Source organism: Phyllobacterium sp. 22229 (assembly GCF_052056495.1).
In the GTDB taxonomy this organism is placed as follows: domain Bacteria; phylum Pseudomonadota; class Alphaproteobacteria; order Rhizobiales; family Rhizobiaceae; genus Phyllobacterium; species Phyllobacterium myrsinacearum.
Map to the genome: position 1 here is coordinate 34,925 of NZ_JBQEPA010000003.1, position 24,709 is coordinate 59,633.

Annotated in this window: 29 protein-coding genes; 22 read left to right on the forward strand and 7 right to left on the reverse strand. The window is 61.2% G+C overall.

What is annotated here, in order from left to right:
- The first annotated feature begins 152 nt into the window (after window positions 1-152).
- Window positions 153-1,682, forward strand: coding sequence for an ABC-F family ATP-binding cassette domain-containing protein (locus ACTJJ7_RS04145; RefSeq protein ID WP_440965550.1), 1,530 nt, complete (start codon window positions 153-155; stop codon window positions 1,680-1,682).
- Between the two features lie 42 nt (window positions 1,683-1,724).
- Here ACTJJ7_RS04145 and ACTJJ7_RS04150 read toward each other — a convergent pair whose 3' ends face one another.
- Window positions 1,725-3,680, reverse strand: coding sequence for an elongation factor G (locus ACTJJ7_RS04150; protein WP_440965552.1), 1,956 nt, complete (start codon window positions 3,678-3,680; stop codon window positions 1,725-1,727).
- A 201-nt stretch (window positions 3,681-3,881) separates the two neighbouring features.
- Complete coding sequence (locus ACTJJ7_RS04155; RefSeq protein WP_162700345.1) at window positions 3,882-4,091, reverse strand: cold-shock protein; 210 nt, start codon at window positions 4,089-4,091, stop codon at window positions 3,882-3,884.
- Between the two features lie 231 nt (window positions 4,092-4,322).
- On the opposite strand from ACTJJ7_RS04155, the gene ACTJJ7_RS04160 reads away from it, so the two are divergent.
- Window positions 4,323-5,531: a TIGR03862 family flavoprotein gene (locus ACTJJ7_RS04160; RefSeq protein ID WP_440965554.1), complete on the forward strand. Its 1,209-nt coding sequence runs from the start codon at window positions 4,323-4,325 to the stop codon at window positions 5,529-5,531.
- Here ACTJJ7_RS04160 and ACTJJ7_RS04165 read toward each other — a convergent pair.
- On the reverse strand, window positions 5,459-6,676 hold the full coding sequence (locus tag ACTJJ7_RS04165; protein ID WP_440965556.1) for an MFS transporter: 1,218 nt from the start codon (window positions 6,674-6,676) through the stop codon (window positions 5,459-5,461). The two genes, ACTJJ7_RS04160 and ACTJJ7_RS04165, sit on opposite strands and share 73 nt — an antisense overlap.
- A 106-nt stretch (window positions 6,677-6,782) precedes the next feature.
- On the opposite strand from ACTJJ7_RS04165, the gene pdxR reads away from it, so the two are divergent.
- Window positions 6,783-8,276: a MocR-like pyridoxine biosynthesis transcription factor PdxR gene (gene pdxR, locus ACTJJ7_RS04170; RefSeq protein ID WP_440965557.1), complete on the forward strand. Its 1,494-nt coding sequence runs from the start codon at window positions 6,783-6,785 to the stop codon at window positions 8,274-8,276.
- Here pdxR and ACTJJ7_RS04175 read toward each other — a convergent pair.
- Together ACTJJ7_RS04175 and ACTJJ7_RS04180 are read right to left on the reverse strand one after the other, a co-directional pair.
- Entirely contained in the window at window positions 8,266-8,430 is a 165-nt protein-coding gene (locus ACTJJ7_RS04175) for a hypothetical protein (RefSeq protein WP_165401782.1), read from the reverse strand. The genes pdxR and ACTJJ7_RS04175 overlap by 11 nt on opposite strands.
- 281 nt (window positions 8,431-8,711) lie before the next feature.
- Window positions 8,712-8,852 carry a hypothetical protein gene (locus ACTJJ7_RS04180; RefSeq protein WP_158531294.1) on the reverse strand — a complete coding sequence of 47 codons (141 nt, stop codon included), beginning with the start codon at window positions 8,850-8,852 and terminating at the stop codon, window positions 8,712-8,714.
- 399 nt (window positions 8,853-9,251) lie between these two features.
- Here ACTJJ7_RS04180 and ACTJJ7_RS04185 point away from each other — a divergent pair, with 399 nt between their 5' ends.
- Window positions 9,252-10,436 carry a Hint domain-containing protein gene (locus ACTJJ7_RS04185; protein ID WP_440965559.1) on the forward strand — a complete coding sequence of 395 codons (1,185 nt, stop codon included), beginning with the start codon at window positions 9,252-9,254 and terminating at the stop codon, window positions 10,434-10,436.
- Window positions 10,437-10,754: 318 nt separating this feature from the next.
- Here ACTJJ7_RS04185 and ACTJJ7_RS04190 read toward each other — a convergent pair whose 3' ends face one another.
- Entirely contained in the window at window positions 10,755-11,519 is a 765-nt protein-coding gene (locus ACTJJ7_RS04190) for an SDR family oxidoreductase (protein ID WP_105737220.1), read from the reverse strand.
- A gap of 148 nt (window positions 11,520-11,667) precedes the next feature.
- Between ACTJJ7_RS04190 and ACTJJ7_RS04195 the strand changes: the two genes are divergently transcribed.
- From ACTJJ7_RS04195 to ACTJJ7_RS04205, 3 genes are read left to right on the forward strand one after another with little or no spacing between them, the layout of a single operon-like run.
- Window positions 11,668-12,210: a GNAT family N-acetyltransferase gene (locus ACTJJ7_RS04195; protein WP_440965561.1), complete on the forward strand. Its 543-nt coding sequence runs from the start codon at window positions 11,668-11,670 to the stop codon at window positions 12,208-12,210.
- A complete protein-coding gene (locus tag ACTJJ7_RS04200) occupies window positions 12,207-12,386 on the forward strand; it encodes a hypothetical protein (RefSeq protein WP_105737216.1) in 180 nt (59 codons plus the stop codon). The genes ACTJJ7_RS04195 and ACTJJ7_RS04200 overlap by 4 nt, the downstream gene beginning before the upstream one ends.
- Before the next feature lie 22 nt (window positions 12,387-12,408).
- Window positions 12,409-13,257, forward strand: a complete 849-nt coding sequence (locus tag ACTJJ7_RS04205) for a class I SAM-dependent methyltransferase (RefSeq protein WP_440965563.1) — start codon at window positions 12,409-12,411, stop codon at window positions 13,255-13,257.
- Window positions 13,258-13,263: 6 nt separating this feature from the next.
- On the opposite strand, the gene ACTJJ7_RS04210 is transcribed toward ACTJJ7_RS04205, so the two are convergent.
- Window positions 13,264-13,647 carry an SgcJ/EcaC family oxidoreductase gene (locus ACTJJ7_RS04210; protein WP_440965565.1) on the reverse strand — a complete coding sequence of 128 codons (384 nt, stop codon included), beginning with the start codon at window positions 13,645-13,647 and terminating at the stop codon, window positions 13,264-13,266.
- Between the two features lie 228 nt (window positions 13,648-13,875).
- Between ACTJJ7_RS04210 and ACTJJ7_RS04215 the strand changes: the two genes are divergently transcribed.
- The 15 genes from ACTJJ7_RS04215 to corA all read left to right on the forward strand — a co-directional run bounded on the left by ACTJJ7_RS04215 (window position 13,876) and on the right by corA (window position 24,696).
- The gene (locus tag ACTJJ7_RS04215; RefSeq protein ID WP_105737210.1) at window positions 13,876-14,265 is read left to right on the forward strand and encodes a DUF930 domain-containing protein; all 390 of its coding nucleotides are present in this window, start codon (window positions 13,876-13,878) and stop codon (window positions 14,263-14,265) included.
- A gap of 167 nt (window positions 14,266-14,432) precedes the next feature.
- A complete protein-coding gene (locus ACTJJ7_RS04220) occupies window positions 14,433-14,810 on the forward strand; it encodes a hypothetical protein (RefSeq protein WP_440965567.1) in 378 nt (125 codons plus the stop codon).
- A gap of 74 nt (window positions 14,811-14,884) precedes the next feature.
- Window positions 14,885-15,136 carry a GlsB/YeaQ/YmgE family stress response membrane protein gene (locus tag ACTJJ7_RS04225; RefSeq protein WP_105737370.1) on the forward strand — a complete coding sequence of 84 codons (252 nt, stop codon included), beginning with the start codon at window positions 14,885-14,887 and terminating at the stop codon, window positions 15,134-15,136.
- 290 nt (window positions 15,137-15,426) lie between these two features.
- Window positions 15,427-15,852 (forward strand): hypothetical protein, encoded by a 426-nt coding sequence (locus ACTJJ7_RS04230; protein WP_440965569.1) that lies wholly within the window; start codon window positions 15,427-15,429, stop codon window positions 15,850-15,852.
- A gap of 67 nt (window positions 15,853-15,919) precedes the next feature.
- On the forward strand, window positions 15,920-16,432 hold the full coding sequence (locus ACTJJ7_RS04235) for a hypothetical protein (RefSeq protein ID WP_440965571.1): 513 nt from the start codon (window positions 15,920-15,922) through the stop codon (window positions 16,430-16,432).
- Window positions 16,433-16,540: 108 nt separating this feature from the next.
- The gene (locus ACTJJ7_RS04240; RefSeq protein ID WP_130268923.1) at window positions 16,541-16,804 is read left to right on the forward strand and encodes a hypothetical protein; all 264 of its coding nucleotides are present in this window, start codon (window positions 16,541-16,543) and stop codon (window positions 16,802-16,804) included.
- A gap of 314 nt (window positions 16,805-17,118) precedes the next feature.
- The gene (locus tag ACTJJ7_RS04245) at window positions 17,119-17,463 is read left to right on the forward strand and encodes a hypothetical protein (protein ID WP_440965874.1); all 345 of its coding nucleotides are present in this window, start codon (window positions 17,119-17,121) and stop codon (window positions 17,461-17,463) included.
- Between the two features lie 85 nt (window positions 17,464-17,548).
- Window positions 17,549-17,863, forward strand: a complete 315-nt coding sequence (locus ACTJJ7_RS04250; protein WP_105737200.1) for a cupin domain-containing protein — start codon at window positions 17,549-17,551, stop codon at window positions 17,861-17,863.
- A gap of 49 nt (window positions 17,864-17,912) precedes the next feature.
- Window positions 17,913-18,323, forward strand: coding sequence for a GFA family protein (locus ACTJJ7_RS04255; RefSeq protein ID WP_105737198.1), 411 nt, complete (start codon window positions 17,913-17,915; stop codon window positions 18,321-18,323).
- 95 nt (window positions 18,324-18,418) lie between these two features.
- Window positions 18,419-18,649, forward strand: a complete 231-nt coding sequence (locus ACTJJ7_RS04260; protein WP_440965573.1) for a hypothetical protein — start codon at window positions 18,419-18,421, stop codon at window positions 18,647-18,649.
- A 51-nt stretch (window positions 18,650-18,700) separates the two neighbouring features.
- Window positions 18,701-19,267 carry a GNAT family N-acetyltransferase gene (locus ACTJJ7_RS04265; RefSeq protein WP_440965575.1) on the forward strand — a complete coding sequence of 189 codons (567 nt, stop codon included), beginning with the start codon at window positions 18,701-18,703 and terminating at the stop codon, window positions 19,265-19,267.
- Window positions 19,268-19,450: 183 nt separating this feature from the next.
- Complete coding sequence (locus ACTJJ7_RS04270; protein ID WP_130268919.1) at window positions 19,451-19,813, forward strand: hypothetical protein; 363 nt, start codon at window positions 19,451-19,453, stop codon at window positions 19,811-19,813.
- A 317-nt stretch (window positions 19,814-20,130) separates the two neighbouring features.
- Window positions 20,131-21,573: a methylmalonyl-CoA mutase subunit beta gene (locus ACTJJ7_RS04275; protein WP_440965577.1), complete on the forward strand. Its 1,443-nt coding sequence runs from the start codon at window positions 20,131-20,133 to the stop codon at window positions 21,571-21,573.
- The gene (gene scpA, locus ACTJJ7_RS04280; RefSeq protein ID WP_130268917.1) at window positions 21,570-23,702 is read left to right on the forward strand and encodes a methylmalonyl-CoA mutase; all 2,133 of its coding nucleotides are present in this window, start codon (window positions 21,570-21,572) and stop codon (window positions 23,700-23,702) included. Before ACTJJ7_RS04275 ends, scpA begins: the two co-directional genes overlap by 4 nt.
- Window position 23,703: 1 nt before the next feature.
- Complete coding sequence (gene corA, locus ACTJJ7_RS04285; RefSeq protein WP_130268916.1) at window positions 23,704-24,696, forward strand: magnesium/cobalt transporter CorA; 993 nt, start codon at window positions 23,704-23,706, stop codon at window positions 24,694-24,696.
- Window positions 24,697-24,709 lie beyond the last annotated feature (13 nt).

Below are 24,709 nucleotides of genomic sequence, written 5' to 3' on the forward strand. Positions count from 1 at the left end.
TCGTGGTCACGCAGCGTCTGCTCGCTTTTTGAGCGGCCTTGCGTCTCTTCACAACCCACCGAGCCAACGCGGTTATCCCACCGTTACGTGCACCGGACGACAGCAGCAGAGAACTGCGTCGCAGCACATGGCCCGGCAGACCAGAGAATAAAATGGCACTGATCAATGTAAGAAACCTTGGCATTACCCTTGGAGCCCCACTTTTCACCAAGCTGAGTTTTGTCGTGGGCGCGGGCGACCGCCTCGGCATCGTTGCCGCCAACGGCCGCGGCAAGTCCACCCTGTTGCGCTGTCTCGCGGGAACGCTCGATTCCACCACCGGTGACATCACCCGCACGCGCGGCCTGCGCATCGGCTATGTCGAGCAGGCCATACCGGATGCTCTTCTGGGTACCACCTTCTACGACATGGTCCTGCAGGCCTTGTCCGCCGAACAGCAGGAGACCGAAAGCTGGCGCGTCGATGTCGTGCTCGCCTCGCTCGATGTACCGGATGTCTTGCGCGAGCGCACCGTCGGCCAGCTCAGCGGCGGCTGGCAGCGGCTTGCGCTGATTGCCCGTGTCTGGGTGACCGACCCCGACGTGCTGCTGCTGGACGAGCCGACCAACCATCTCGACCTTGCCAAGATCGCGCAGCTGGAAGACTGGCTGAACAATCTTCCCCGGGACGTGCCGGTGGTGATCTGCAGCCACGACCGGGCTTTTCTTGACGCGACGACCAACAGAACCCTGTTCCTGCGGCCGGAGAATTCGCATGCCTTCGCCCTGCCCTACACGCGGGCCCGGGTGGCGCTGGACGAGATCGACGCGGCGGAAGCGCGGCGTTACGAGCGGGATATGAAGGTGGCGCAACAGCTGCGCCAGCAGGCGGCCAAGCTCAACAATATCGGCATTAATTCCGGCAGCGACCTCCTGGTTGTGAAAACGAAGCAGTTGAAACAGCGGGCGGAAAAGCTGGAGGACGCCGCGCGGCCTGCCCATCAGGAACGGTCGGCCGGGGCGATCCGCCTTGCCAACAGCGGCACGCACGCCAAGGTGCTGGTGACGCTCGATGATGCGTCCGTCGAGACGCCGGATGGTACGCCGCTGTTCAAAACCGGCAGGAAATGGATATGCCAGGGCGACCGCATCGTGCTTCTGGGTGCCAACGGCACGGGCAAGTCGCGTCTCGTCGGCATGATCCGGCGTGCCATCACCGATCCGCTGGCATCGCCGGACACCGTCAAGGCGACACCCTCGCTGGTGCTTGGCTATGGCGACCAGGCGCTGGCCGACCTGCCGGACCGTGACACGCCGTTCGACACGATCAGCCGGCGGTTCGATATCGGCGACCAGCGCACGCGCACCCTTCTGGCCGGGGCCGGACTTGGCATCGATATCCAGAACAAGCCCAACAGCGTGCTGTCGGGCGGGCAGAAGGCGCGGCTGGGCATGCTGGTGCTGCGGCTGGCCAATCCGAACTTCTTCCTGCTGGATGAACCGACCAACCATCTGGATATTGACGGGCAGGAAGCGCTGGAGTCCGAACTGATGGCGCATGAGGCCAGCTGCCTGCTGGTCTCGCATGACCGCAGCTTTGTTCGGGCTGTCGGCAACCGGTTCTGGCTGATCGAGAAACGGCGTCTCGTCGAAGTGGAAAGCCCGGAAGCGTTCTTCGCTTCCGTCAGCGGCACCCCATCCTGAAAGGGGTACCGGGCTGTCCCATCGGGACGGCCCGGCGCCCGCTCAATGGGCGTGCGCAGCCTGCGCGGTGACGATGGCGTCGGCCTCCTTGCCGTAAAGCTCCTCGAAATGATCAAAGGTCTTGGAAAAGCTGCCGATGCCCTGCGTGGCCGAGCGCAAGGCCCGCCCCAGCTCGTCCAGCGAACTGCCGGGGATCATCGCCCGAAAAACATCCCAGCCCTTGCTGTTGTCGTCCCGGTCAAAGCCCAGAACCTGCCCCTTGAAGGCGGATACAATGGGCACGAGATTGCCCGAGTAGACCGACGGTATGTGAATCTCGATGCGGAAGACCGGCTGCATGAGCACGGCCGAGGCTTCCGACAACGCCTGCCGGACACCCATTTTTGCCGCCGCGCGGAAGGCAAATTCCGAACTGTCGACCGAATGGTGCTGGCCATCGGTCAGCATCACGCCGACATCGATGACGGGAAGGCCCAAGGGCCCCCGTTCCATGGCCTCGCGCGAGCCCGCTTCCACCGCGGGGATGTAATTGCGCGGCACTGCTCCACCTTTTACCGTTTCGCCGAAGGAAAAGCCCTCGCCGCGCCCGTTGGGATGCACGCTCAGTTTCACGTCGGCGAACTGCCCCGCACCGCCGGTCTGCTTGCGGTGGCGGTAGTGAACATCGGCGGGTTTGGAGATCGTCTCCCGGTAGACCGGACTTGGCATGCGGTCGGTGACATTGACGTGGAAGACCTCCGCCAGGGTTTTGCACAGGTCGCGCAGATGCACCGGCCCCTGCACGCTGACAAGCTGGGCACCGGTGCCCTCTTCCTGCGCCACCCTGAGCCCGCGATCCGTTTCCACCAGTTTCGCCAGGGTTTCGGAAAGCTTTGTTTCGTCCCGCTCGCTTTCGGGCACGAGGATGCGCTCCAGCATGGGCGTGGGCGGTGTCGTCCACTCCGGCGCCGCCATGGCTGCATCCACCGTCAGCAGCGACGGCACTGGCAGGTGATCCGACTTGACGGTGCTGAACACATCGCCCGGCGCTGCGGTTCCCGACGCCGTGGGGCGCCCGGTTCCGGGGTCCTGCACCGGGCCAAGACGCCCGCCGCCCAGAAGCGCACCCTGCTTGAGACCCTCCTTCAGCGCGCGCACCAGCACTGTCTTGCCGATGTTCTGGCGGTGATAGGCATGAAAGCCGACGGCTGCCAGCGCGTTTTCCGGCGTGCTGTTGGACGCGGCAAGACGCTTGCGCAGGGCATCGACGGGCGGCGCTTCATGGCGCAGGGCTTTCATCAGCCGCAGCATGCCGTTGCTGTGGCTGGCGGCGCCCAGCAGGACCGGAATGATCTTGTTTTCCCGCAACACGCGCGACGAGATGGCGAAGACGGCGTCACTGGGCGGCTCGCGGTCTTCGATCAGCTCTTCCAGCAGCCAGTCGTCGAATTCTGAGAGATGTTCAAGCAGTTCGGCGCGCGCCTCGTGTTCCCGTTCACGCTCGCTTTCCGGTATGGCGATCAGAGCCGATGTCTGGCCTTCGCGATAGCGCCAGGCCCGTTCCGAAATCAGGTCGCATGTCCCGACGATCTTGTCGCCTTCGCGGATCGGAATCTGCCGTAGGACAAGGGAATGGCTGCAATAGCCCTGCAGCGAGGCAATGACATCGCGTATCCGCCCTCGCGGTTCATCGATGCGGTTGACAAAGACGATGCAGGGTGTTGCCGACGCCTCTATGACCCTGAGGTACGGGGCGGCGAGCACCGCCTCTTCCGGCACGGGCGATACGCACAGGATACAGGCATCGCTTGCCATCAATGCATCTTGCGCATGGGCCACGGCTTCATTGCCGCCCGGCGTGTCCAGCGCGCACCATGTTTCTTTGCCGAAGGTGAATTCCGTCAGATTGAGCCCGTAGGGCGAGACCGACTTTTTTGGCGCGCCCTCCAGCGCGCCGAGTTTTTCCACGAGCGTGGATTTTCCGGTCTGCGAGGGTCCAAGTACCGTAAAGCAGCGCATTCGCGTCCTCCCCTGCTACGATCAAAGTCTCGCCTGACAGGATGCCTCAACATGGCCAAAAGCGCCAGAGTGCGGTTGTTTTTCTTGGTTTGCCGGCTCTTTTCCGGCGCTCTAAACGAAAACAGGCCGGACTTTCGTCCGGCCTGTTTCATTCTGGTCTGTCATTGCGGAGTGCCGTCACGGGCTCCCGCTGGCGATGCCTTAAGCAGCGCTCAGCTGATCAGCCGACATCTTGCCCGACTTCTTGTCGCGCACCAGTTCGTAATTGATTTTCTGGCCGTCGTTGAGATCACGCAGACCTGCGCGCTCAACTGCAGAGATATGTACGAATACATCTGCGCCGCCATCTTCAGGCTGAATGAAGCCGAAGCCCTTTGTAGAATTGAACCATTTAACTGTGCCTGTGGCCATAATGAACCTCCGTAGGGCAGATGTATCGAGTGCCGCGCATAGCGCACGACGCACCCTTGTAGCGATTTTTTATGGAAGCCGTAAAGCCCATATGCGTGAAAGTGTTAACGTGACTTGCAACTGTTTTATTACAATGGCGCGACAGAGCCGGGTTCCCGGAGCGGATGGCCTTGCACTTGCGGCGCGCGCAGGCCATGAGTGGGCGCAGCGTTTCGGGTGCCGGATAGACACATGCAGGGTAAGACAATAGCGATTATCGGCGGCGGCCCCGCAGGCCTCATGGCGGCGGACGCGCTGTCCGGCACCGGGCATGCCGTGACCGTCTATGACGCCATGCCGACCGTCAGCCGAAAATTCCTGCTGGCGGGAAAATCTGGCCTCAACATCACCCATTCGGAAGACTATGACCGCTTTGTCACCCGTTACGGCACCGCAACGGCACGGCTGCGCCCGGCGCTGGATGCGTTCACGCCGGCGGATGTGCAGCGCTGGGCGGCAGATCTTGGCACGGAAACATTCACCGGATCATCGGGCCGGGTTTTCCCGACGACCATGAAAGCCTCGCCGCTGCTGCGGGCCTGGCTGCGGCGGCTGGAGGCACGCGGTGTGCGTATTCTGACCCGGCACCGCTGGGCGGGCTTTGCCGAAAACGGCTTTGTCTTCGACACGCCAGACGGCCCCAAGATCATCGACTGCGATGCTGCCTTGCTGGCGCTCGGCGGTGCAAGCTGGCCCCGGCTGGGCTCCGACGGCGGATGGACGGCATGGCTGAGCGGGAAAGGCGTGGACATCGCTGCTTTTCGTCCGGCCAATTGCGGTTTTGACGTCGCGTGGGACGATGGGTTCAAGGAGCGCTTTGCCGGTCAGCCGGTGAAATCGGTCACGGCGACGTCAGGCGCGGGTACATTTCCCGGCGAGTTCGTCATCACCCGGAACGGGATCGAAGGCAGTCTGGTCTATACCCATGCGGCCAGTCTGCGCGACCGGCTCGAAAGCCAAGGCAGGGCTGCCCTCATGCTCGACCTTGCGCCGGGCCGGAGTGTGGAAAGACTGGCAAGGGACCTGGCGCGGCAGGACGGCAAGGCCAGCTTCGCCAATCGCCTGCGCAAGGGCGCGGGCATTGACGGCGTCAAAATCGCCCTGCTGCGCGCATTCGCACCGCCCGCAGCTCTCGCCGATCCGGAAAAGCTGGCGCGGCAGATCAAATCCCTGCCGCTGACGGTCTTGCGCCCGCGCCCCATTGCCGAAGCCATTTCCTCGGCGGGCGGTATTCGCCTGGACGCCATTGATGACGGATACATGCTGAAGGCGCTGCCGGGCGTTTTCGCCGCCGGGGAGATGCTGGACTGGGAGGCCCCGACCGGCGGTTACCTCCTGACCGCCTGCTTTGCCACCGGCCGCGCCGCGGCGCGGGGCATGGAAGCCTGGTTGGACCGGTAGGCACGTTTTGCCGTCCACACGGCAATCGCCAGCTCTGCCAGGCCGCACGCCAGGATCAGCAGCAAAAGCCCGCTCTTACCCGCATGGACCAGCACCCAGCCGCCGACCGCCGGGAAGCCGAATACCCCGACAAAATAGGACAGGACGAACCAGGTCAGTGCGGCAGGGCGATGTTCGACAGGCGAGTCATTGACGGCCTGCGTCTGAATGATCGAGTAGACAAGCCCGTAGCCGATCCCGAGCAGAACTGCGGCCAGCATGTGAAACACAGCACTCGCCGGGACGGCAAACATGGCAAGGATGCCAAGAACCATGATGAACAGGAGGATTTGCGCGCTGGTTTCCCTGGGTGCCCGGTTGACCAGCGGTGCAAGCAGCCAGCGTGAAAGGACAACCGTAACCGCATAAATGGCAAAGAACGTGCTTGCCCGTGCCGCGGTACCGGCAACCAGCGCCGTCTGAAATGTCAGGATGCCGGAGAAGACGCAGGCGCCAAGGGCCACCATTATAATGGGATAGATCGCCGCCGTGCGGCTGATGGCTGGAAAATCGCGCAGCCACCGGCGCGAACCGCTGGCCGGGTGCAATGCCACAGCCGCCTGCTGGAATGCGGCCAGCAGGACTGCGGCGGCAAGGGCGATGCCGCCGACAACGAGGAATGTCGTGACTGTCGAAAAATGCAGCGTGCTTATGGCAAAATCCGCCAGAATCGGACTGCCGCCGATACCGGCCATCTGGAACGCGCCGAACCGGGTGAACCAGAGTGCGCGATCCGCATCATCGGTTCTTTCAATGACCGCCATGGGCGCGGCGAGATAGAAAGTCCCCCAGCCCAGGCCGATGAGAAACCCGCCCACCGCGGTCAATGGCGTGATGGACGTCAGCATCGCTAGGAGACCAAAACCCGCTGCCACGCTCAAGGCGCCGCAGGCCGCCAGATTTGCCGCACCGGCCCGGCCTGAAAACCAGCCGACAAGCGGCACGCCAACGAACGTGCCGGCCATGGCCGCCGCCAGCGCCAGGCCCGTATCGACCTCATTGCCGCCGAGCGTGTGGAAATAATCGTTGAGCAGGAACGTGGCGCCGTAACCGGCGGAGGTCAGCAAGGTGCCCAGGAACAGAAAAATCGCAGTGGTGAAGCGCATGGTCTTGACTCGCAGGAGGAGGAATAAGTGGCTTCATAAAATCTGCAATCCTGTATAAAATACAGGTCCACTTCACGCTGCCCGCGTGGACCACTTGGGAGAGAAAATGGCCGATCCCCGCAAAATGCGCCGCCGTGAAAGCCCCGTGCATTCGTTCCAGCCGTTCATTGACAGGGACGCGGCCTCCCCCGTAGTGCGCCAGTTGTACCTGTCGCTGCGCAGGGCAATTCTGACCGGTCAGATCCGCCCCGCATCGCGCCTGCCGTCAACGCGCCTTGCCAGCATGGAATGGGGGCTTTCACGCGGCGTGATTGCAGAAGCCTATGACATCCTCATCACCGAGGGGTATGCCCGCGGCGTGCACGGTGCGGGCACGTTCGTTGCGGCCAGCATTCCGGCGCAGCAGCAGAAGCCGAAAGCACCGCACACCGAGGAACCGGCGGAGCGCGCCGTCTCCACCGCCGCCCGCAGTGCCCTCGCCCGGGCAGTCAGCTTCGATACCAGCGCGCAGATGCCGTTCGTCACCGGCCGCGTGGTGCACGACGACCGGACGAGCGCGCTGCTGCGCAGGCTTGCGGCCCGTCATCTGAATTTCAGCCGTGACCACTACCGCCATGTTCAGGGCCAGGAAGAACTGCGTGAAGCCATCGTGGCCTATCTGACGGCTTCGCGCAGCGTCCGCTGCGACGCCAGCCAGATCTTCATCACCTCGGGCACGCAGCAGGCCATCGATCTGGTGGCTCGGACCCTGGTCACGCCGGGTGACCGGGTTCTGATGGAAGACCCGTGCTATCCCGGCGCGCGTCACGCGTTTGCGCTGCACGGTGCTGAACTTGCCGGTATAGACGTCGACGAAAACGGCCTGCAGACAGCGCTGCTGCCCCCGATATCCGGCCAGGTGCGCGCAGTCTACGTGACGCCGTCGCATCAATACCCGGCAGGTGCAGCCATGTCATTGCCGCGCCGCCTCGCCTTGCTCAACTGGGCGCGCGACAATCACAGCTGGATCATCGAGGACGATTACGACAGCGAATTCCGGTATGATGGCCGGCCCCTGGCCTCGCTCCAGGGGCTGGATGAAAACGAACGCGTCATTTACCTCGGCACGTTCAGCAAGGCGCTTCTTCCGAGTTTCCGTGTCGGCTATGCGGTTGTGCCGCATGACCTCGTGCCGGCTTTTGCAGCCATACGCCCGTTCCTGGACCGCTTCCCGCCCCCGTTCCAGCAGAGTGTTCTGGCTGATTTCCTGGCGGAGGGCTATTTTTCCAGCCATCTGCGGCGGCTGCGGGAGAGTTACCGCAAATCGCGCGACCTGCTGGTAGCCCTGCTGCAGGAGCAGGTTGCCGATCATCTGACGGTCACGGTCCCGCATCAGGGCATTCATCTCGTCGGTCGCAGCACCGGAACGTGGCAGGCAGATCAGGCGGTTGCATCAGCCTGTGCCGATCGAGGGATCAAGGTGATGCCGGTTTCGCCCATGCATATCTCAGCGGCGCCGCGCCAGGGGCTGCTCCTGGGTTTTTCGGCGCTGACATCCGGTGAAGCGGAACCTGCCACGGCGCGCCTGCGGGCGGCACTCGATGCGGTGGCTACCTGTTGATAACCAGCATCTTCATCCGCATCCGCCGGCGCAAGCGCCGGATGGTGGCCTGAAGATGGGCGTGCGCCATTTCACTGCGCCCCTGCGCCCGGACAAATATCTTGTTCGTGTAGTTTTGCGGATCGACGTAAGTAATTTTAGCACGCACAGCCATACTATCCTCACAGCGTCTCATGACAATTTATGAGCGATGCTCGTTATGCGTGTTTCCGGTTGTTTTTAGAATAGCTCTATTGTGAGTAACCTTAACGGCACGGGGTGCCCGCCATACTGCGGCTTCCATATATCCAGGAGATGGGAGGAGGCTCGACAACAGCTAATTTCGAAGGACTGGCAGCCATCGAGCCCCATGCTGGCCCCACGACAAACCAGCGCCGCCATGGTGATCCCCGGCGTGCCGCGGGTCAAATTACAAATCGGCAATGAAACGACCGGCTACAGGAACAGCTTGAATGCAACGGGTATCGCAACGCCAATCATGAAGATTGCCAGGGCACAGGTGCGGCATACGAAATCCGTCCAGATGCTGTCGTTGTCATTGTCGCTTATCATCGGATCAGCCTTCACATCCAACATGGAATATACGCCCTCCAAGACTGCAAGAATAAGCCTGCATGCTTAACGACCCGTAAATGCGATGCGGCGGCCAGAGCGAAGGTGCCTGCCTTTCGCACCCGTGCCGATTTCTTGCATGGAATGACGTTAACCGGCCAAGGCGGTCACAACCTGTCCGAGCAATAAGACGCCAAGACAATTTGTAGTAATGAAGCCGCAATGTAGCCGATGCTGAATGCCGGGATGGGTTTTACATCAAGAGGTAAAAGTATCCGTCGGCTTCGTTAGCAGGGAGGCGGTCTTTGCAAACGGTAGATAACGGTAACGGTTATTCTTGCTGGACGTGCGTCCGATACTTTGAACAACCCAATCGGCCGACCGGAAATCCTAGGGATGTCATGCATTCAAGAAGGGTTTTCCATGGCTTTGATCAATCTGAACCTTATCAACAACACCACGACAACCATCAATTCCAGCAATTTCCACACCGGTGATACGGTTGCCCTCGGGCTGGTGTCGAGCGCGACGCTGATTGTTGATGGCGTCAATGCTGACGTGACGTCCTTTGCCGGTGTCAGCGGTCTTTCCAACACCACATTCAATGTCATCAATGGCGCCACGCTCACCGTCGAAGCACAGCTGGCGGCCGTCGGCGCGGGCTCGACGTTCCACTATATCATCGGTGCCGGCAGCACGCTGAATCTCAATTCGGCACTCATCGGCATCGATGTTCTGCAGACGACAACCGTGGATTTTGCCGGTTCGACCGGATCAGGCCATTTCGTCTACACCCCGCCGGGAATCGGGCTGTCCCTGCTCAGTCCGACGCCCACCATCATCAATGCAAGCGCGGGTGATCGCGTCACCGTAAACGGGGCCAGCAGTGTTTCGCAGTCCGGAAACATCGTCACGTTCCATGGCGGACTGCTCGGACTGGGGACACTGGCCACCTATGTCATTCCGGCCGGTGCCACCTACACCTTCAACAATACAGACGATACGCTCACCTTCATCACACCATGCTTCGTCCGCGGCACGATGATCGCAACTCCGGAAGGCGAGGTACCCGTCGAGAAGCTGAAAGTCGGTGACCTGGTGATCAGCCTCGTCAAGGAGGTTGCGGAAATCACCTGGGTCGGCAAGCGGACGATCGATCCGAAAACCCTCGACAAGCCGCGCAACGACCTGCCCATCCGCTTCTGCGCCGGGGCGATTTCGGAAAACGTGCCGCACCGGGATCTCCTGGTGTCACCGGACCACTGCATGTTCATCGGCGGTGTCCTGATCCCGGCCAAACTCCTGATCAATGATACCACCGTGACGCAGAAATTTTCCCAGGCGCCGATCGATTACTTTCATATCGAATTGGAAAAGCACGACGTGCTCTGGGCGGAGGGAGCGATGGCCGAGAGCTATCTCGACCTTGGCAACAAGAATGCGTTTCTTGAGCCGGGCGTGCTGCAGTTCGTTTCGCCCCGGGTCCGGGAAGCCAAGGCCTGTTATCCCATCGCCTATGTCGGCCCTGCCGTGGACAAGGCGCGGAACATGATTGCGGAACGGGAACGGGCGATCGGTGACAAGACCGCCGAAGCCATCGCGTCCTGAATACAATGAGAACGGGCCGCCTCCCATCACCGGGGTGCGGCCCGGCAAGGGAAGACAAACGGAGAGGTTGTGAGGCTCGACACCGGCCATTGCATGTCACTACCATGGAGAGCACCGAGCCTCTGCCAACAGTCGTTCCATATGCGGTCTGCGCACCTTCGTCTTTGGGGGACCAGTTTCAACAGATCGCACACTCACCATCAGCATGCTTACATTTATTGAACGAGATGGGGTGTCAATGGAATAGGTAAATGTACCCAGAAATGTCCGTGAGCCATGCAGGCGCCGGCAAGCCGCGCGGCGCCTGCCCGGCCAGCCTCACGTCCGGTTGATCGATACGCCGCCATCCACCAGCATAGCCGTGCCCGTGGTAAAGCTGGAGGCATCGGAGGCGAGATAAAGCACGGAACGGGCGATTTCCGCCGGTTTTGCCAGCCGCTTGAGCGCATGCATTCCCTCGACAAAGGCGCGCTTTTCCGGCGTGTCGATCCAGGCTTCCGCCATGGTCGTATCGGTGCCGCCGGGCAACAGCGCATTGACACGGATGCCTTGCGGCCCGAATTCCACCGCCAGTGTCTGCATCAGGCCGATGAGCCCCGCCTTGCTGGCGGCGTAGGCGGCAGTGCCGGGCATGCCAGCGGTGTGACCGACAAAGGTCGACGTGAAGATCAGCGATCCGCCGCCCCGCCTTTGCATCGCGGGCAATTGATATTTTGCCGCCAGAAACGCCGATGTCAGATTGATATCGATCGTCTCCTGCCAGCCGCCGAGCGAAACATCCGGCGTCGGCCCCATCTCGCCATTGATCCCGGCATTGTTGAAGGCAATGTCCAATCCGCCGAATTTTTCTTCAGCCAGCTCCACCAGCGCTTTGGCATAGGCGGCATCGCCGACGCTGCCCGCGAGCGCCACGGCCTCGCCGCCCTCGCCGGCAATCTCCGCCACCAATTTGTCCAGTTCGTTCCCGCGCCGGGCAGCCACGACCACGCGGGCGCCTTCCCGCGCGAAGAGCTTGGCCGTTTCGTAGCCGATGCCGGAGCTTGCGCCGGTGACAATGGCGGTTTTTCCATTCAGACTGTTCATTGTATCGCCTCTCGGATTTCAACAGGGCTGGCGTGACAGACACGCCAGCGCGGCCATCCATGGCTTTCACGCCCGCCCCGCGCCACCCGAAACCTGCGGGCGTTCCCCTTGCCTTGACGGCTCATGACTTCACTCCCATAATTGCGCCATGCAACCCGACACTCCCCGGCTTTACCTGCGCCAATGGCGGGCGGAAGATCGCGCGCCGTTCTTTGCACTCAACAGCGAGCCCGCCGTCCAGCGCTATCTGACCCCGCTGACGCGCACGGGTTCCGACGCCATGCTTGACCGCATCGATGCCCATTTTGCCGAAAACGGCTGGGGCTTCTGGGCGCTGGAAGACCGCCGGAGCGGGGCGCTGATCGGCATGTGCGGGCTTGTCCATATTCCTTGGACGGCATTCTTTACACCAGCGGTTGAAATCGGCTGGCGGCTTTCCACGCCGTGGCAGGGCAAGGGATTGGCCCGGGAAGCCGCTGAGGCCGTGCTCGCCTACGGCTTCCAGACGTTGCGGCTTGACCGCATTGTCAGCTTCACAACACCAGCCAATACCGCCTCCTGGGGCCTGATGCAGCGGCTCGGCATGCACAAGATGGGTGAATTCGATCATCCCGGTTTGCCCGAAGGGCATCCGCTGCGCCGCCATGTGGCTTACGAGATCAATGCGCCCGAGGCGGGAGAATCCCCATGAGCAACGAACAGATCTGCCATGTCGCCGTCAGTCAGAAGAATGATACAAGCTGGTATTATGTTCTGGTGATCGACGGTGACGCAGGCCCGCAGATCGGCCCGTACAGGACCGAACAGGAAGCCCGCAGCGCTGGCGAAAAGGAACTTGCCGATCTCGATCTCGGCGCGGATGAATGATCGGGCAACAGCAAGGATTCCCATGTCAGATTCCCATAAGAGCCAGCAGGAGACAGGAACCCCCGGCGTTTGGGACGACAGCCGGTCGCACAACTGGATCGTCCTGCAGGATGCACTGGAACGGATGCTCGGCCCGATCGGCGACGCGGCGATCAAGGCGCTGGCACCGCGGCAGGGCGAGACCTTCCTTGACGTCGGCTGCGGTTGCGGCCGCACATCGCTGGCGCTGGCCCGTGCCGCGGGGCCGGATGGCAGCGTTAGGGGTGCCGACCTCTCCCCGTCAATGCTGGCCGCGGGCCGCGCGGAGGCGGCTGCCGAACGCCTCGGCAATGTGCATTTCATCGAGGCCAACGCGCAGACGCATGACTTCGGCCCGGCCCGGTTTGACGGCCTGTTCTCGCGCTTCGGCGTGATGTTCTTTGACGATCCGGCCGCGGCCTTCAGCAATCTGGCCAAGACGCTGAAACCGGGCGGGCGGCTCGCCTTCGCCTGCTGGCGCGACCGGCGCGAGGTGGAATGGTTCGAAATGCCGATCCGGGTCGCAAGCGGGCACCTTCCCGCTCCCGACCTGCCCGGCCAGGGCCCGGGTGCATTTTCACTGGCAAGGCCGGAGCGTATTCACTCGGTCCTGACTGCGGCCGGCTTTTCGGACATCGAGGCCACTCCGCTGGATCTGAGGACCGGCGGCGGCGATATCGACGAAGTGCTGAGCATTCTCAAGATCGGCTTTGTCGGTGAACATATCAGGCAGTTTCCAGACAGGGCGGAGGCCGCCTGGGAAGCCATCCGGCGCGAGCTTGCCGCCTATGCCACACCGGACGGCGTCTTCATCGGCACGGGCACGTGGATCGTGACGGCACGGCGGGCATAACCGCCGTCAGCTCTCTTGCGTCACCATGTTGGCATCGCGCGCCAACCGCCATTTGCCATCCGCTTCCTTGCGCAGCAATGTCAGCGTGTATCCTGAACGCCGCTGCACCGTTCCACCCGCAGGCGTGATGGCAATGCGGATATGGTTGCGGATGAAGGCCCATTGCCCGAGGATCTGAAGCTCGACAATTTCACTCGTGCCTTCCATGCGCATCTCTTTCAGGCCCTCGGACGCCGCGGCAAACATCTCCTTGCCGAACGGTTCCCGGCCGGGAACCGTAAACACCACATCGTCCGTCATCAGGCTGAGAACCGTCGCGGTATCTCCTGCCTGGCTGGCGGCAAGCCAGGTATCCACCACTGTGCGTATTGCCTGCTCGTCATCGCTCATCTGATGTGTCTCCCCTTGGTCAGACTGCGCAATGATACCGTGCAAAACGCCCATACCCAACCCGTGTGCCGGTTGCAGCAACGGTCTTGAACCATCCCGTTTTGACTTTCCCGCCACTTTGGGCAAATTTCCTCTCCCCGCGATTCGACAAACAGGCTGCACGGCCTGATTCCTCAACATCGCTGCCAAGGGCTGGCCCACGGCAGATAGAGAAGGCTGATCCCATCCATGAAAAAGCCAATGCTGCTGTTCGCCATTCTTGCCCTGTCCCTGCAATCGGCGGTTGCTATGGACACGAGAATGGAAGCCGGCCTTGAAAAACTCGATCCGCAGACCCGGCTGGAACAGCGCTGCGATGTCGAAGCGATGGAGCGCATCCGCAAGGACCAGAACGGCTACAATCCCGACAAGGTGCTGGCCTATGCCTTTGCCGACCCGAAAGTCGACCCGCATGCGATCAAATCGCGCGGCGCCGCCTTTCGCAGCCGGGGCGAATGGTATCACCTGGCATTCAAATGCACGACGAATGACGACAATATGGAAATCGTCGCCTTCAAATACCGGATCGGCGAAAAAATCCCCAAGAACGAATGGGACCAGCATTATCTGGTGCCCTGACCGCATTTCCAGGCGCAACGGCGTGCGGGTGGACCGCCCGCCGCAAACCGGGCAAATAAGTCGCCTCCGCGACAATCTTGCAATGCTATGGCAATGGTACGCGCCGATTGCTGTTGCGGACCGGTGCTTCTCCCCACATTCCATCGCATCGGTTCTGGAGAACCACCATGCGACGCCTCTGCCATATCCTGCTCTTGGCCGCCCTGCTGGCAAGCATGGCCCCGGCCATGGCGGCTGAACCGCCAGCCATCAACCCGTTGCGCGGTACCGCTCAGCCACTGACCCACTTCGTCCAGTATGACACCGACCCCTGCACGGATGGCCGCTACAGCGACGGCAAACCGCGCAGTTGCCGCGAAATCATGCGCATGCTCGAGCGCCGCGACCGCTACCGGGAACGCTACCGGGAACGCCGGGAGCGCTACGATCCCTGCACCGATGGCAGGGTCAGCGACGGCCGCCCGCGCAGCTGCCGCGAAATCAGGCGCTGGCTGCGTGAACGGGATGACGAAGACGGCTGGCGTCCGGCCAAACAATGGAAATAGATCGTGCCGCGCGGAACAAACGGCGGATGAGGCCGTTTGAATGATCGTGAATGTTCACAACGGAGGGTATTGATATGGGAACTGCAGGCGTGGGCTGGATTGCAGCCATCATTATCGGCGGCTTGGCCGGCTGGCTGGCCGAGATGTTCATGAAGAGCGATACCGGCATCATCATGAATATCATTCTGGGTATCGTCGGCGCGGTTCTTGCCAATGCCATTCTATCGGTGTTCGGCATCGTTCTGACCGGCTGGATCGGCTATCTCATCGCCGGATTCATCGGTGCCTGCATTCTGGTCGGTGTCGGGCGGGCCATCCGCCGCTGACAGCCGCTGCCTGGCCGGTTGCGCGTGACCGGGCAGCTTTGACGATTTCAGCCGTTTGCCGAAGCGATAACCCGGCAAATGGCGGTTTTCGTTGTGCCTTCGGGCGCCACCTGCCCCGGGGCAGTAAGACGCGAAAGGGAATTTTAAAGCGCTCGACGACAGCCGTTCGAGCTTGCGCGATGCCGGAAAAAGCCTATTAGATCAATGCCAAGACGATTGTTGCAAAATCGTCCAGAACGGGTGCGGCAGTATCGCCGCCCATCCCAACAGGTTCGACCGGAGGGCTGCGCTTGAAATACACCTTACGTTGTCTCGTGCCCGCCACTTTTCTCGTTCTCGCCGCCCAGGGCGGCCAAGCATGGGCCGAGGGAGACACGTACACGGCCTACAGCAACACCGCCCAGAGCATCACAGGCGACATCACGATGGATGATTTCAGCATCACCTTTGCCAATGGCGAGGCTCTGGCTTTTTCGTCATTGCTCGGCGACCACTTCATTGTCGACGGAAAGAGTGTCAACGCATCGGTCTACAAGGTCGAAACCCCTGCGGATCCCGAACTGGAAAACGGCAACAAGCTGTGCGGTTCCGGCGATGTTTCCTATGTCGCCACCTGGGGTGCTGGGGAAGGGCTGACGGAAGTGGCCGTGTTTACCGGCGGCAAGGCGCCGTCCAGCAACAGCGATATGTGCGCATCCTATATTTATCAGGATTAGCAGACGTTCTTGCTTTCCCCGTGACAACGCGGTTGATTGGCCGGGTGAGAACATGCAGGGGGCAGTCATGAGTTTGTTGGCCTGGACCGATGAGCGCTGGTACACGCTTCTCAGCGGCTATCGCGACCTCTACAACCCGGCGGATGCGCTGCAGGCGCTTGAGCAGGGTGATTTTACCCTTGCCTGGCACGAGCTGTGGGAAAACCTGCACCACCGGGGCGATGTGGACACCGCCGCCTATGCCGCCGTCCCGGAAATCGTGCGGATTGCCTGGCAGCTCAAGCTCAAGGACTGGAACGCCTTTGCCCTCGTTGCCGCCATTGAAGCCGCCCGCCTCAACAATGACCGCAATCCGCCGATCCCGGAATGGCTGATGGACGCCTATGAACGGGCGTGGGTCGATATGGCCACGCTTGCATTGCACATCTATCCGAAAGCCGAAGACCCGGCCCTGGTGACAAGCCTGCTGTCGGTCCTCGCCTTTGCCAAGGGCAACAGGACCATTGGCACCTTTGCGATTGATCTGACGGAGGAGGAGCAGCAGGCTCTGCCCGGATGGCAAGCCAACGATTCGCCATAGGGTTGCAACCGTGTCTTCCCGCACCGCCCAACCTAAAATTTTTGTAATATGGGAACACGGCGCAACCCGGGTGTATTGTTGTTAGCGTCAATAGCTCAGAGGTTCAAAATGAAAAGCCTGATACTTGCTACAGCGATCGCCCTGACATCCCTGATGGCGTTCAATGCGCCGTCCGAAGCAGCCCCGCTCTCCGTCCCGCTGGCCCAGACCGCCAGCCCTGCCGGAACCACGGGCAGCCTGATCCAGAATGTCGACTATCGGCCAGGCTACAGACGCCACCATCGCCGGTGGAATCGCCACTGCTTCGTGCGCACGGAACGGCATCGCGTCCATGGCCGAATCATTGTCAGAAAAGTGCGCGTCTGCCGCTGATTCCCACCCGAAGCAAAACCCGGCACGGTCGTCCTGCCGGGTTTTTTCTTGCCCGAACCAGGCATCCGGCCCACGCCGCAGACCCGGAATTTGACCTGCGACCCGATTGCTGCCAAAAAACTGTTTCACAGTCACATCGACGTCACAATGGAGATGCCTGATGAGACACAAATGCCTTGTGATCGGCGTGCTTGTTCTTATGTTTGCCCTGCTGGGAGCTCTTGCGCTGTTCTCGAAAAAACAAGCCGGTCCCGGGCAGATACCGCCCCATTCCCTGCAGGATCCCCTTCGCGCTCCCTGAGATCACCGTGTTCATGGCAAGCATGCGTCTGAAATGGCTGGGGTATCTCTTGCTCATCGCGGCATTGCCACTGGCGATTCTGGCGGGCGGGCTCCCGGTCAATGAATACAAGGCGCAAGGCATCGACGGCGTGGATTGCGACGGGCCGCTTCAGGTGCTTTTCTATGCGGTGCCGGCCCTGCTGATTTACGGCACCGGCCTTGCGCTGCATGCCAGTCCCCCGCAAAAGCCGTTTCGTCTGGCCGTCGCGCTGCTGTGCGCGGCCCTGTGCCTGTTCGCCGCGCTGAACGCGGCAGCGGCCGTGCGCGAGCAATGGCAGCAGGGCCGCGCGGCGGCGACCTGCAGCCGCGGGCTCTGACACCGGGCCGAAGCCACTTGCTTTCCTGCTGCGGACAGGATTGGATCGGCAACCGGAGACATCACTGCAACCGGGAACACGACAATTGGCCTTCCAGTGCGATCTGCCTGCCATACCGACCGTTCAGCAAGACGATGATGCCGTGCGCATTACCCGCTGGGATTTTCAGCCGGGCGCGGTCACCGGCTGGCATGAGCACGGATGGCCCTATTTCGTTGTCATGCTGGTGGATGGAATCCTGCGCATTCACAACGGAACCGACGTCACCGACGTGCCACTGACGGCAGGCCAGTCCTACCAGCGCCCGTCGGGCATCAAACACGATGTCATGAACGGCTCCCCGCATGCGATTGCCTTTGTCGAAATCGAGATCAAAAAGCCGGAAGCGCTCGGCGCCTAGCTCTGGAAATTCCAGACTGCCGGGTTCGTGCCCGAACGGGAGAAACGCAATGAAAGTGGATGGCTCCTGCCATTGCGGCAAGATCAGATTCGAAGCGGATGTGGACCCTGCTGCGGTCACGATCTGTCACTGCACCGACTGCCAGCAGCTCACAGGCACCGCATTCCGGGTCTCCGTGCCTGCAGCTGCGAGCGCACTGCGGTTTGTCGGCGGCACCCCAAAAACCTATGTAAAGACAGCCGATAGTGGCAGACAGCGCATTCAGGGATTTTGCGCGGACTGCGGGACTCCACTCTACTCCACCGGTACCGATACGCATCCAGCCCGTTACATGCTGCGTACCGGTTGCATGACGCAGCGCGACAGCCTTGTTCCCCGGGAGGAACTGTGGCGGCAATCCGCCCTTTCCTGGTTGCCGGACCTGCATTGCGACAGGTCCCTTGACCAGGAGGATGATTAACAGGTTATCCACAGCGCCGGTTTTTCGGCGCTTGGCATTGCTGCCATTTGCCGTAAAATCGGTGCTCGCAAGTCAATGAGCACCAGGAGCAGACCGTGATCGATCCATCTGATGTCAATCGCGACGCAGAAACAATCGTACTCACCCTCGACAACAATCTGGCTTCCACGGAGCACAAATATCCAACTGTCGATCAGGCGTGCATGGCCATTCCCCAGCTTCGGGACGTGTCGAGAATTTACATCAACGGCGATACGCCCATCGAGGCGACCGAATTCGTGCAGCTGTGCGCCATACTGGACAAAGGAACGGCTGTCCGCTCCTGACCGGACGCCGCCCGCTTGATGAATGTCAAACCGGCGGATAGGTTGCCGCGCATGACCACAGACCACGCCGCACCCGCTATCGAAGATATCGTCACGCCCCGCCTCACCCTTCGGCTCATGCCCGCCGAAGCGGTTACCGCCTGTCTGGCCGGTGATCTCGCCCAGGCCAGCCGCATCACCGGAACAGCGATACCGCACGAGCTGCTGGAAGACCCCGGTGCCCTCGAATACGGCCAGATGCGCCTTAACGAAGACCCGGACTATCTGCCATGGTCGGTGCGTGCGATCATATTGACCGGGGAACGGCGCATGGTCGGCCACATCCGGTTTCACACCCGGCCAGACCCCGATTATCTGCAGTCCTATGCGCGCCATGCGGTCGAGTTCGGCTATCTCATCTTCAACGATGACAGAGGACAAGGCTACGCATCCGAAGCGGCAGAGGCCGTTATGGACTGGGCGCGCGATGTCCACGGCGTCCAATTTTTTGCCGCATCCGTATCGCCTGAAAACCCGCCGTCGCTTCGGATCGTGCAGCGTCTGGGCTTTGCCAAAGTCGGCGAGGAAATGGACGAGATCGACGGGATCGAGTACGTTTTTCTGCGTGCGGCGCGCTGATTTCATAAACCGCCCGCACGCCAACTTTCTGCAACGAACACAATAGATTACCGGCACAGCTGAATTGTGACTGTCCTTCGGGTGTTGTCATACAAAATATACTGGAACGGAAGAAGAATTTAAGGAACCATTCGGGACTGAACTTGTTTGAGCAAACAAGAACGATGTTCGGGAGTACATCCGATGTCTATCAAGTCTCTTTTCGTTGCCGCCATGATCGGGTTTTCGGGCCTGGCGCTGTCCGGGTGCGTGGAAGGCACCTATTATCGGGGATATAGCGGCTATGGCGGTTATTATGGCGGCTATGGCGGCTACTATGATTCGATCTATTTTGGCGGTCCGCGCTATGGACGTGGCTATTACAGCCGGGATTACTACGGGCGAGGTTACGGCCGGCGCTATTATGGCGGACGCCGTTGGGACTACCGCGGCAATCGTCACGGCTGGAACGGGCGTCCCGGAATGACCCGGCCGGACGGCCACAGGGCCTTCATTCCCCGCTACCGGACCAGCTATAGCGGCGGGTCCGGCCGATCGCATCAGTAAGTCGCATCCGTAAGCGGATCAAGGCTGCTGCCGGCCTCATCGATCCCGAGGAAATCAGGGACTCATCGGTCCGTCACTTCGATGGGCCGATACATGGACCTGTCTTGACGAGCCGAAGCGGGATTTCCGGGTCCAATATCTCAGGGCCATATATTTTGTTTTATTGCGAAGCAGCATAACACCCCCTAAAGTTGGCAGGAAATATCGGGCATGACGCACATTGCGTTTTTGCGCACCGAAAACCAACAGTGACGCCGGTTTCCAGCCGAAATGATCTCATTTCGCGGAAAACCGGTTTGATTCGACCGGGAGTGAGCATGGACGCGTCTATCCTAAAGGACACGGCGTTTGCCGCGGCAAACCGCGAGGACTGGGTCAAACTGGCCCAGAAAGCCCTGAAGGGTGCGGATTTCCATGAGGCCCTCGTCTCACGGACGGACGACAATATCGCCATCGAGCCGCTGTATGAACGCCGCAAGAATGCCCGGCTGACCCCGCGCCGCAATCCGGCGCAGCCATGGCATATCGTCCAGCGCATCGACGATCCGGACCCGGTACGCGCCAACAGGCAGCTTCTGGAAGATCTGGAAAACGGTGCGACCGGTATTTCGCTGGTGTTCGAAGGGGCGCCCAATGCGTTTGGCTACGGTCTGCCGTCAACGCGCGAGGCGGTCGATCAGGTGTTGCGCGGCGTGCATCTGGAGATGATCCACCTGCGCATGGATGTGCATCCGCGCAGCCGCGCCTGCGCCGACTGGTTCGTCGACTACATGCGTCCGCGCAACATCAATCCGAAGACATTGAGTTTCTCGCTGGGCATCGATCCCGCGGCAACGCTGGCCGGAACCGGCCGCCTGCGCATGACGCTGGCGGCGCTCAAGGCATCCCTGCCGCAGTCACTGGCCGGGTTCTTCTCCACCGATCTGCCGGGGATCGTGCTGGAGGCCGATGGCCGCGTCTATCACAATGCCGGTGCAACGGAGGCGCAGGAACTGGGCGCCATGCTATCCATCGCATCGGGGCATTTCCGCCTGTTCGAGGAAGCACGCCAGCCGATTGTCTACGCCGCTCCGCATATCGGTTTTTCCATCGCTGTCGATCAGGATCAGTTCCTGTCCATTGCCAAGCTGCGGGCGCTGCGCCGTCTGTGGGCACGTCTGCAGGAGGCCTGCGGCATCCCGCCTTCGGCCGCAACCATCCATGCGGAAACCTCCATGCGGATGATGACCAGGAAGGATTGCGAGACCAATACGCTGCGCACCACCATCGCCGCTTTCGCGGCGGCAGTGGGCGGCGCCGACAGCCTCGCCATCCTGCCGCATACCATCACCCACGGCCTGCCCGATTCGTTTGCGCGGCGGCTTGCCCGCAACACCCAGCTCGTGCTGGCCGATGAGAGCAATCTCGCCTTCGTCGCCGATCCGGGAGCCGGTTCGGGCGCGATCGAAGCCCTGACCGACGCGCTGTGCGAGGCCGCATGGAAGGAATTCCAGATGCTGGAAAAGGAAGGCGGCATCCTGCAGAGCCTGGTCGAAGACCGCTTCCAACAGCGCGTCATCGCGGCCCGCAAGGCGCGCAGTGAAGAATATCGCTCCGGCAAGCGTGCGATCATCGGAACGACACTTTTCCCTGCCAGGGACGAGCGGCCGGTGACCGTGCTTGATGCCCCCCACATGCCGCTGCCGACGGATGGCGTGGTTCACTGCGAGCCGCTGACCTTCCCGCGCATCGATGAAACATTGCAGGCTTCCGCAGAATGAGAGTTCCCGATTTTACCCAGATCGACTGGCAAGAACCCAAATCGTCGGCCCGCAAGCCGGAAGCGGCGGTGTGGAAAACACCGGAGGGCATCCGCGTCAAGCGCGCCTATGGCGATGCGGCGCTGAAGGGCCTTGCCCATCTCAACACGTTTCCAGGCTCCGCGCCGTTCATCCGCGGGCCCTACCCCACCATGTATGTCCAGCAGCCCTGGACCATCCGGCAATATGCGGGGTTTTCGACCGCCGAAGAATCCAATGCCTTTTACCGGCGCAATCTGGCGGCCGGTCAAAAGGGCCTTTCCGTCGCCTTCGATCTTGCCACGCACCGCGGCTATGACAGCGATCATCCGCGCGTGGCCGGCGATGTCGGGATGGCGGGCGTTGCCATCGATTCCATTCTCGACATGCAGCAATTGTTCGACGGTATTCCACTCGGCGAGATGACCGTGTCGATGACCATGAACGGCGCGGTTCTGCCAATTCTGGCGCTTTATATCGTTGCCGCCGAAGAACAGGGTGTCGACCAGAAACGGCTCGCCGGAACCATTCAGAACGACATTCTGAAAGAGTTCATGGTGCGCAACACCTACATCTATCCGCCGCAGCCTTCGATGCGCATCATTTCGGACATATTTTCCTACACATCGAAGAACATGCCGAAATTCAACTCGATTTCGATTTCCGGCTACCACATGCAGGAAGCCGGTGCGACCGCCGATCTCGAGCTTGCCTACACCATTGCCGACGGCATCGAGTATGCCCGGGCCGGTGTCGCCGCCGGGCTCGACATCGACACTTTCGCCCCGCGCCTGTCGTTCTTCTGGGCCATCGGCATGAATTTCTTCATGGAAGTGGCCAAGATGCGCGCCGCGCGCCTGCTCTGGGCGGTGCTTTTGAAGAAGAACTTCAATCCGAAGGACGAACGCTCGCTCTCCCTGCGCACCCATTCGCAGACATCAGGCTGGTCGCTCACCGCGCAGGACCCCTACAACAACATCATGCGCACCATGATCGAGGCCATGGCGTCGACCCAGGGCCACACCCAGTCGCTGCACACCAATTCCTTCGACGAGGCGCTGGCCCTGCCGACCGACCATTCGGCCCGCATCGCCCGCAACACCCAGCTGATCCTGCAAAAGGAATCCGGCACCACGCGCATCATCGACCCCTGGGGTGGTTCGGCCTATGTGGAACGCCTGACGCATGATCTCGCCACCCGCGCCCTTGCCCATATCGAGGAAATCGAAACGCTCGGCGGCATGGCAAAAGCCATCGAGCAGGGCATTCCCAAACTGCGCATCGAGGCGGCAGCGGCGCGAACCCAGGCCCGCATCGACAGCGGCCAGCAGCCGGTGATCGGGGTCAATTCATACCGGCCGGCCGAGGACGTCGAAATCGATGTGCTGAAAATCGACAATGCCGAAGTGCGCGCCCGCCAGCTGTCGAAACTGCAGCAGCTCAAGGGCACGCGCGATGTGACCGCTGTGGACAGCGCGCTCGCCGCCCTGACCAGCGCGGCGAAATCCGGCACCGGCAATCTGCTCGACTTTGCCATCAAGGCTGCACGGGCGCGGGCAACGGTTGGCGAAATATCGCTGGCGCTGGAAAAGGCCTATGGCCGCCATGTCGCCGATATCCGCACCATTTCCGGCGTCTATCGGAAGGAAGTCGGCAAGAGCGCAGTGATCGACCGGGTGCAGGCCAAGGCTGCCGCCTATGAAAAGCGGACGGGCGAAAAGCCGCGCATCCTCGTTGCCAAGATGGGCCAGGACGGCCACGACCGCGGCCAGAAGGTGATTGCAACCGCGTTCGGCGATCTCGGCTTCGACGTGATCGTCGGTGCCATGTTCCAGACACCCGATGAAGTGGCGGAGCTTGCCATTGAGAGCAATGTCGACATTGTCGGCGTGTCCTCGCTGGCCGCCGGGCATCTCACCCTTGTTCCCGAACTGAAAGAGGCGCTGAAACGACGCGAGCACGACGACATCCTGATCATCGTCGGCGGCGTCATCCCGCCCCAGGATTTCGATGCCGTGCTGAAGGCCGGCGCGACCGCTATCTTTCCGCCCGGTACTGTCATCGGCGAAGCGGCGGAAAAGCTTATTGATACCTTGCTGGATTTATTGTGACATGATCGTTGTTTATACGCTTGAAGCAGACCATCTGGCCGCACGCCCGGCCAAGGTCGGCGATGCCCTGCCTGACAATACGGTCTGGATCGACCTGCTCAATCCCACCCATGACGAGGATGTCCAGACCGAAACCTGGACCAAGACCGCCATTCCTACCCGCGAGGATATGGTGGAGATCGAGGAGTCCAGCCGCTTCTATACGGAAAATGGCGGACAATACCTGACGGCGCCGATCCTCTATTTCACCCAGGACAAACATCACGCCATCAGCCCGATCTCGTTCATCCTGACGGGTTCGTTCCTGGTGACGGTGCGCTATGCCGAGCCGCGGGCCTTCAGCCTTTTTGTCAGCCGGGCCTCAAAGCCCGGCAACGGGCTGATCAATGAAAAATGCAGCGGCGTGACCATTCTGCTTGGGATCATCGAAGCCGTGACGGATCGCATTGCCGACATTCTCGAAGGCGTCGCTTCCGATATCGATCAGAATTCCCACACGATCTTCCGCCGTTCCGACAATGACAAGCCGATGACGACGAAGAATTTCCGCGACAGTCTCACGCGGATCGGCGGCCAGGGTGCGTTTCTGTCGAAGGTGCGTGAAAGCATTGCCGGGGTGAGCCGCCTGCTCGTGTATATGGCCGCGATCACCGAGCAGAACAGCTACAAGAAAGAGACGAAGGCGTGGATCAAGTCGCTCGAGCGCGACACCCAGTCGCTGAGCACCTATGTCGACTTCCTTTCCAACAAGATCACCTTCCTGCTCGACACGGTGGTTGGCCTCATTTCCATCGAACAGAACGCCATCATCAAGATTTTCTCGGTGGCGGCCGTCGCTTTCATGCCGCCGACGCTGGTGGCCTCGATCTACGGCATGAATTTCCAGTTCATGCCGGAACTCAAGACGATGTGGGGCTATCCCATGGCCATCGGCATGATGATCGCCTCGGCGGTCATCCCGCTGCTGATCTTCCGCAAGAAGGGCTGGCTGTAAGACGAAGTGATGA

What these genes read in the sequence shown, in the direction of transcription:
- ACTJJ7_RS04185 (WP_440965559.1), top strand. Translation starts at nt 9,252, where the DNA reads ATGGCTTTGATCAATCTGAACCTTATCAACAACACCACGACAACCATC.
- ACTJJ7_RS04200 (WP_105737216.1), top strand. Translation starts at nt 12,207, where the DNA reads ATGAGCAACGAACAGATCTGCCATGTCGCCGTCAGTCAGAAGAATGAT.
- ACTJJ7_RS04160 (WP_440965554.1), top strand. Translation starts at nt 4,323, where the DNA reads ATGCAGGGTAAGACAATAGCGATTATCGGCGGCGGCCCCGCAGGCCTC.
- ACTJJ7_RS04265 (WP_440965575.1), top strand. Translation starts at nt 18,701, where the DNA reads ATGACCACAGACCACGCCGCACCCGCTATCGAAGATATCGTCACGCCC.
- ACTJJ7_RS04240 (WP_130268923.1), top strand. Translation starts at nt 16,541, where the DNA reads ATGAAAAGCCTGATACTTGCTACAGCGATCGCCCTGACATCCCTGATG.
- ACTJJ7_RS04215 (WP_105737210.1), top strand. Translation starts at nt 13,876, where the DNA reads ATGAAAAAGCCAATGCTGCTGTTCGCCATTCTTGCCCTGTCCCTGCAA.
- ACTJJ7_RS04175 (WP_165401782.1), bottom strand. Translation starts at nt 8,430, where the DNA reads ATGGCTGTGCGTGCTAAAATTACTTACGTCGATCCGCAAAACTACACG.
- ACTJJ7_RS04245 (WP_440965874.1), top strand. Translation starts at nt 17,119, where the DNA reads ATGGCAAGCATGCGTCTGAAATGGCTGGGGTATCTCTTGCTCATCGCG.
- ACTJJ7_RS04145 (WP_440965550.1), top strand. Translation starts at nt 153, where the DNA reads ATGGCACTGATCAATGTAAGAAACCTTGGCATTACCCTTGGAGCCCCA.
- ACTJJ7_RS04195 (WP_440965561.1), top strand. Translation starts at nt 11,668, where the DNA reads ATGCAACCCGACACTCCCCGGCTTTACCTGCGCCAATGGCGGGCGGAA.
- pdxR (WP_440965557.1), top strand. Translation starts at nt 6,783, where the DNA reads ATGGCCGATCCCCGCAAAATGCGCCGCCGTGAAAGCCCCGTGCATTCG.
- ACTJJ7_RS04150 (WP_440965552.1), bottom strand. Translation starts at nt 3,680, where the DNA reads ATGCGCTGCTTTACGGTACTTGGACCCTCGCAGACCGGAAAATCCACG.
- scpA (WP_130268917.1), top strand. Translation starts at nt 21,570, where the DNA reads ATGAGAGTTCCCGATTTTACCCAGATCGACTGGCAAGAACCCAAATCG.
- ACTJJ7_RS04210 (WP_440965565.1), bottom strand. Translation starts at nt 13,647, where the DNA reads ATGAGCGATGACGAGCAGGCAATACGCACAGTGGTGGATACCTGGCTT.
- ACTJJ7_RS04275 (WP_440965577.1), top strand. Translation starts at nt 20,131, where the DNA reads ATGGACGCGTCTATCCTAAAGGACACGGCGTTTGCCGCGGCAAACCGC.
- corA (WP_130268916.1), top strand. Translation starts at nt 23,704, where the DNA reads ATGATCGTTGTTTATACGCTTGAAGCAGACCATCTGGCCGCACGCCCG.
- ACTJJ7_RS04225 (WP_105737370.1), top strand. Translation starts at nt 14,885, where the DNA reads ATGGGAACTGCAGGCGTGGGCTGGATTGCAGCCATCATTATCGGCGGC.
- ACTJJ7_RS04180 (WP_158531294.1), bottom strand. Translation starts at nt 8,852, where the DNA reads ATGTTGGATGTGAAGGCTGATCCGATGATAAGCGACAATGACAACGAC.
- ACTJJ7_RS04220 (WP_440965567.1), top strand. Translation starts at nt 14,433, where the DNA reads ATGCGACGCCTCTGCCATATCCTGCTCTTGGCCGCCCTGCTGGCAAGC.
- ACTJJ7_RS04270 (WP_130268919.1), top strand. Translation starts at nt 19,451, where the DNA reads ATGTCTATCAAGTCTCTTTTCGTTGCCGCCATGATCGGGTTTTCGGGC.
- ACTJJ7_RS04190 (WP_105737220.1), bottom strand. Translation starts at nt 11,519, where the DNA reads ATGAACAGTCTGAATGGAAAAACCGCCATTGTCACCGGCGCAAGCTCC.
- ACTJJ7_RS04165 (WP_440965556.1), bottom strand. Translation starts at nt 6,676, where the DNA reads ATGCGCTTCACCACTGCGATTTTTCTGTTCCTGGGCACCTTGCTGACC.
- ACTJJ7_RS04255 (WP_105737198.1), top strand. Translation starts at nt 17,913, where the DNA reads ATGAAAGTGGATGGCTCCTGCCATTGCGGCAAGATCAGATTCGAAGCG.
- ACTJJ7_RS04155 (WP_162700345.1), bottom strand. Translation starts at nt 4,091, where the DNA reads ATGGCCACAGGCACAGTTAAATGGTTCAATTCTACAAAGGGCTTCGGC.
- ACTJJ7_RS04205 (WP_440965563.1), top strand. Translation starts at nt 12,409, where the DNA reads ATGTCAGATTCCCATAAGAGCCAGCAGGAGACAGGAACCCCCGGCGTT.
- ACTJJ7_RS04235 (WP_440965571.1), top strand. Translation starts at nt 15,920, where the DNA reads ATGAGTTTGTTGGCCTGGACCGATGAGCGCTGGTACACGCTTCTCAGC.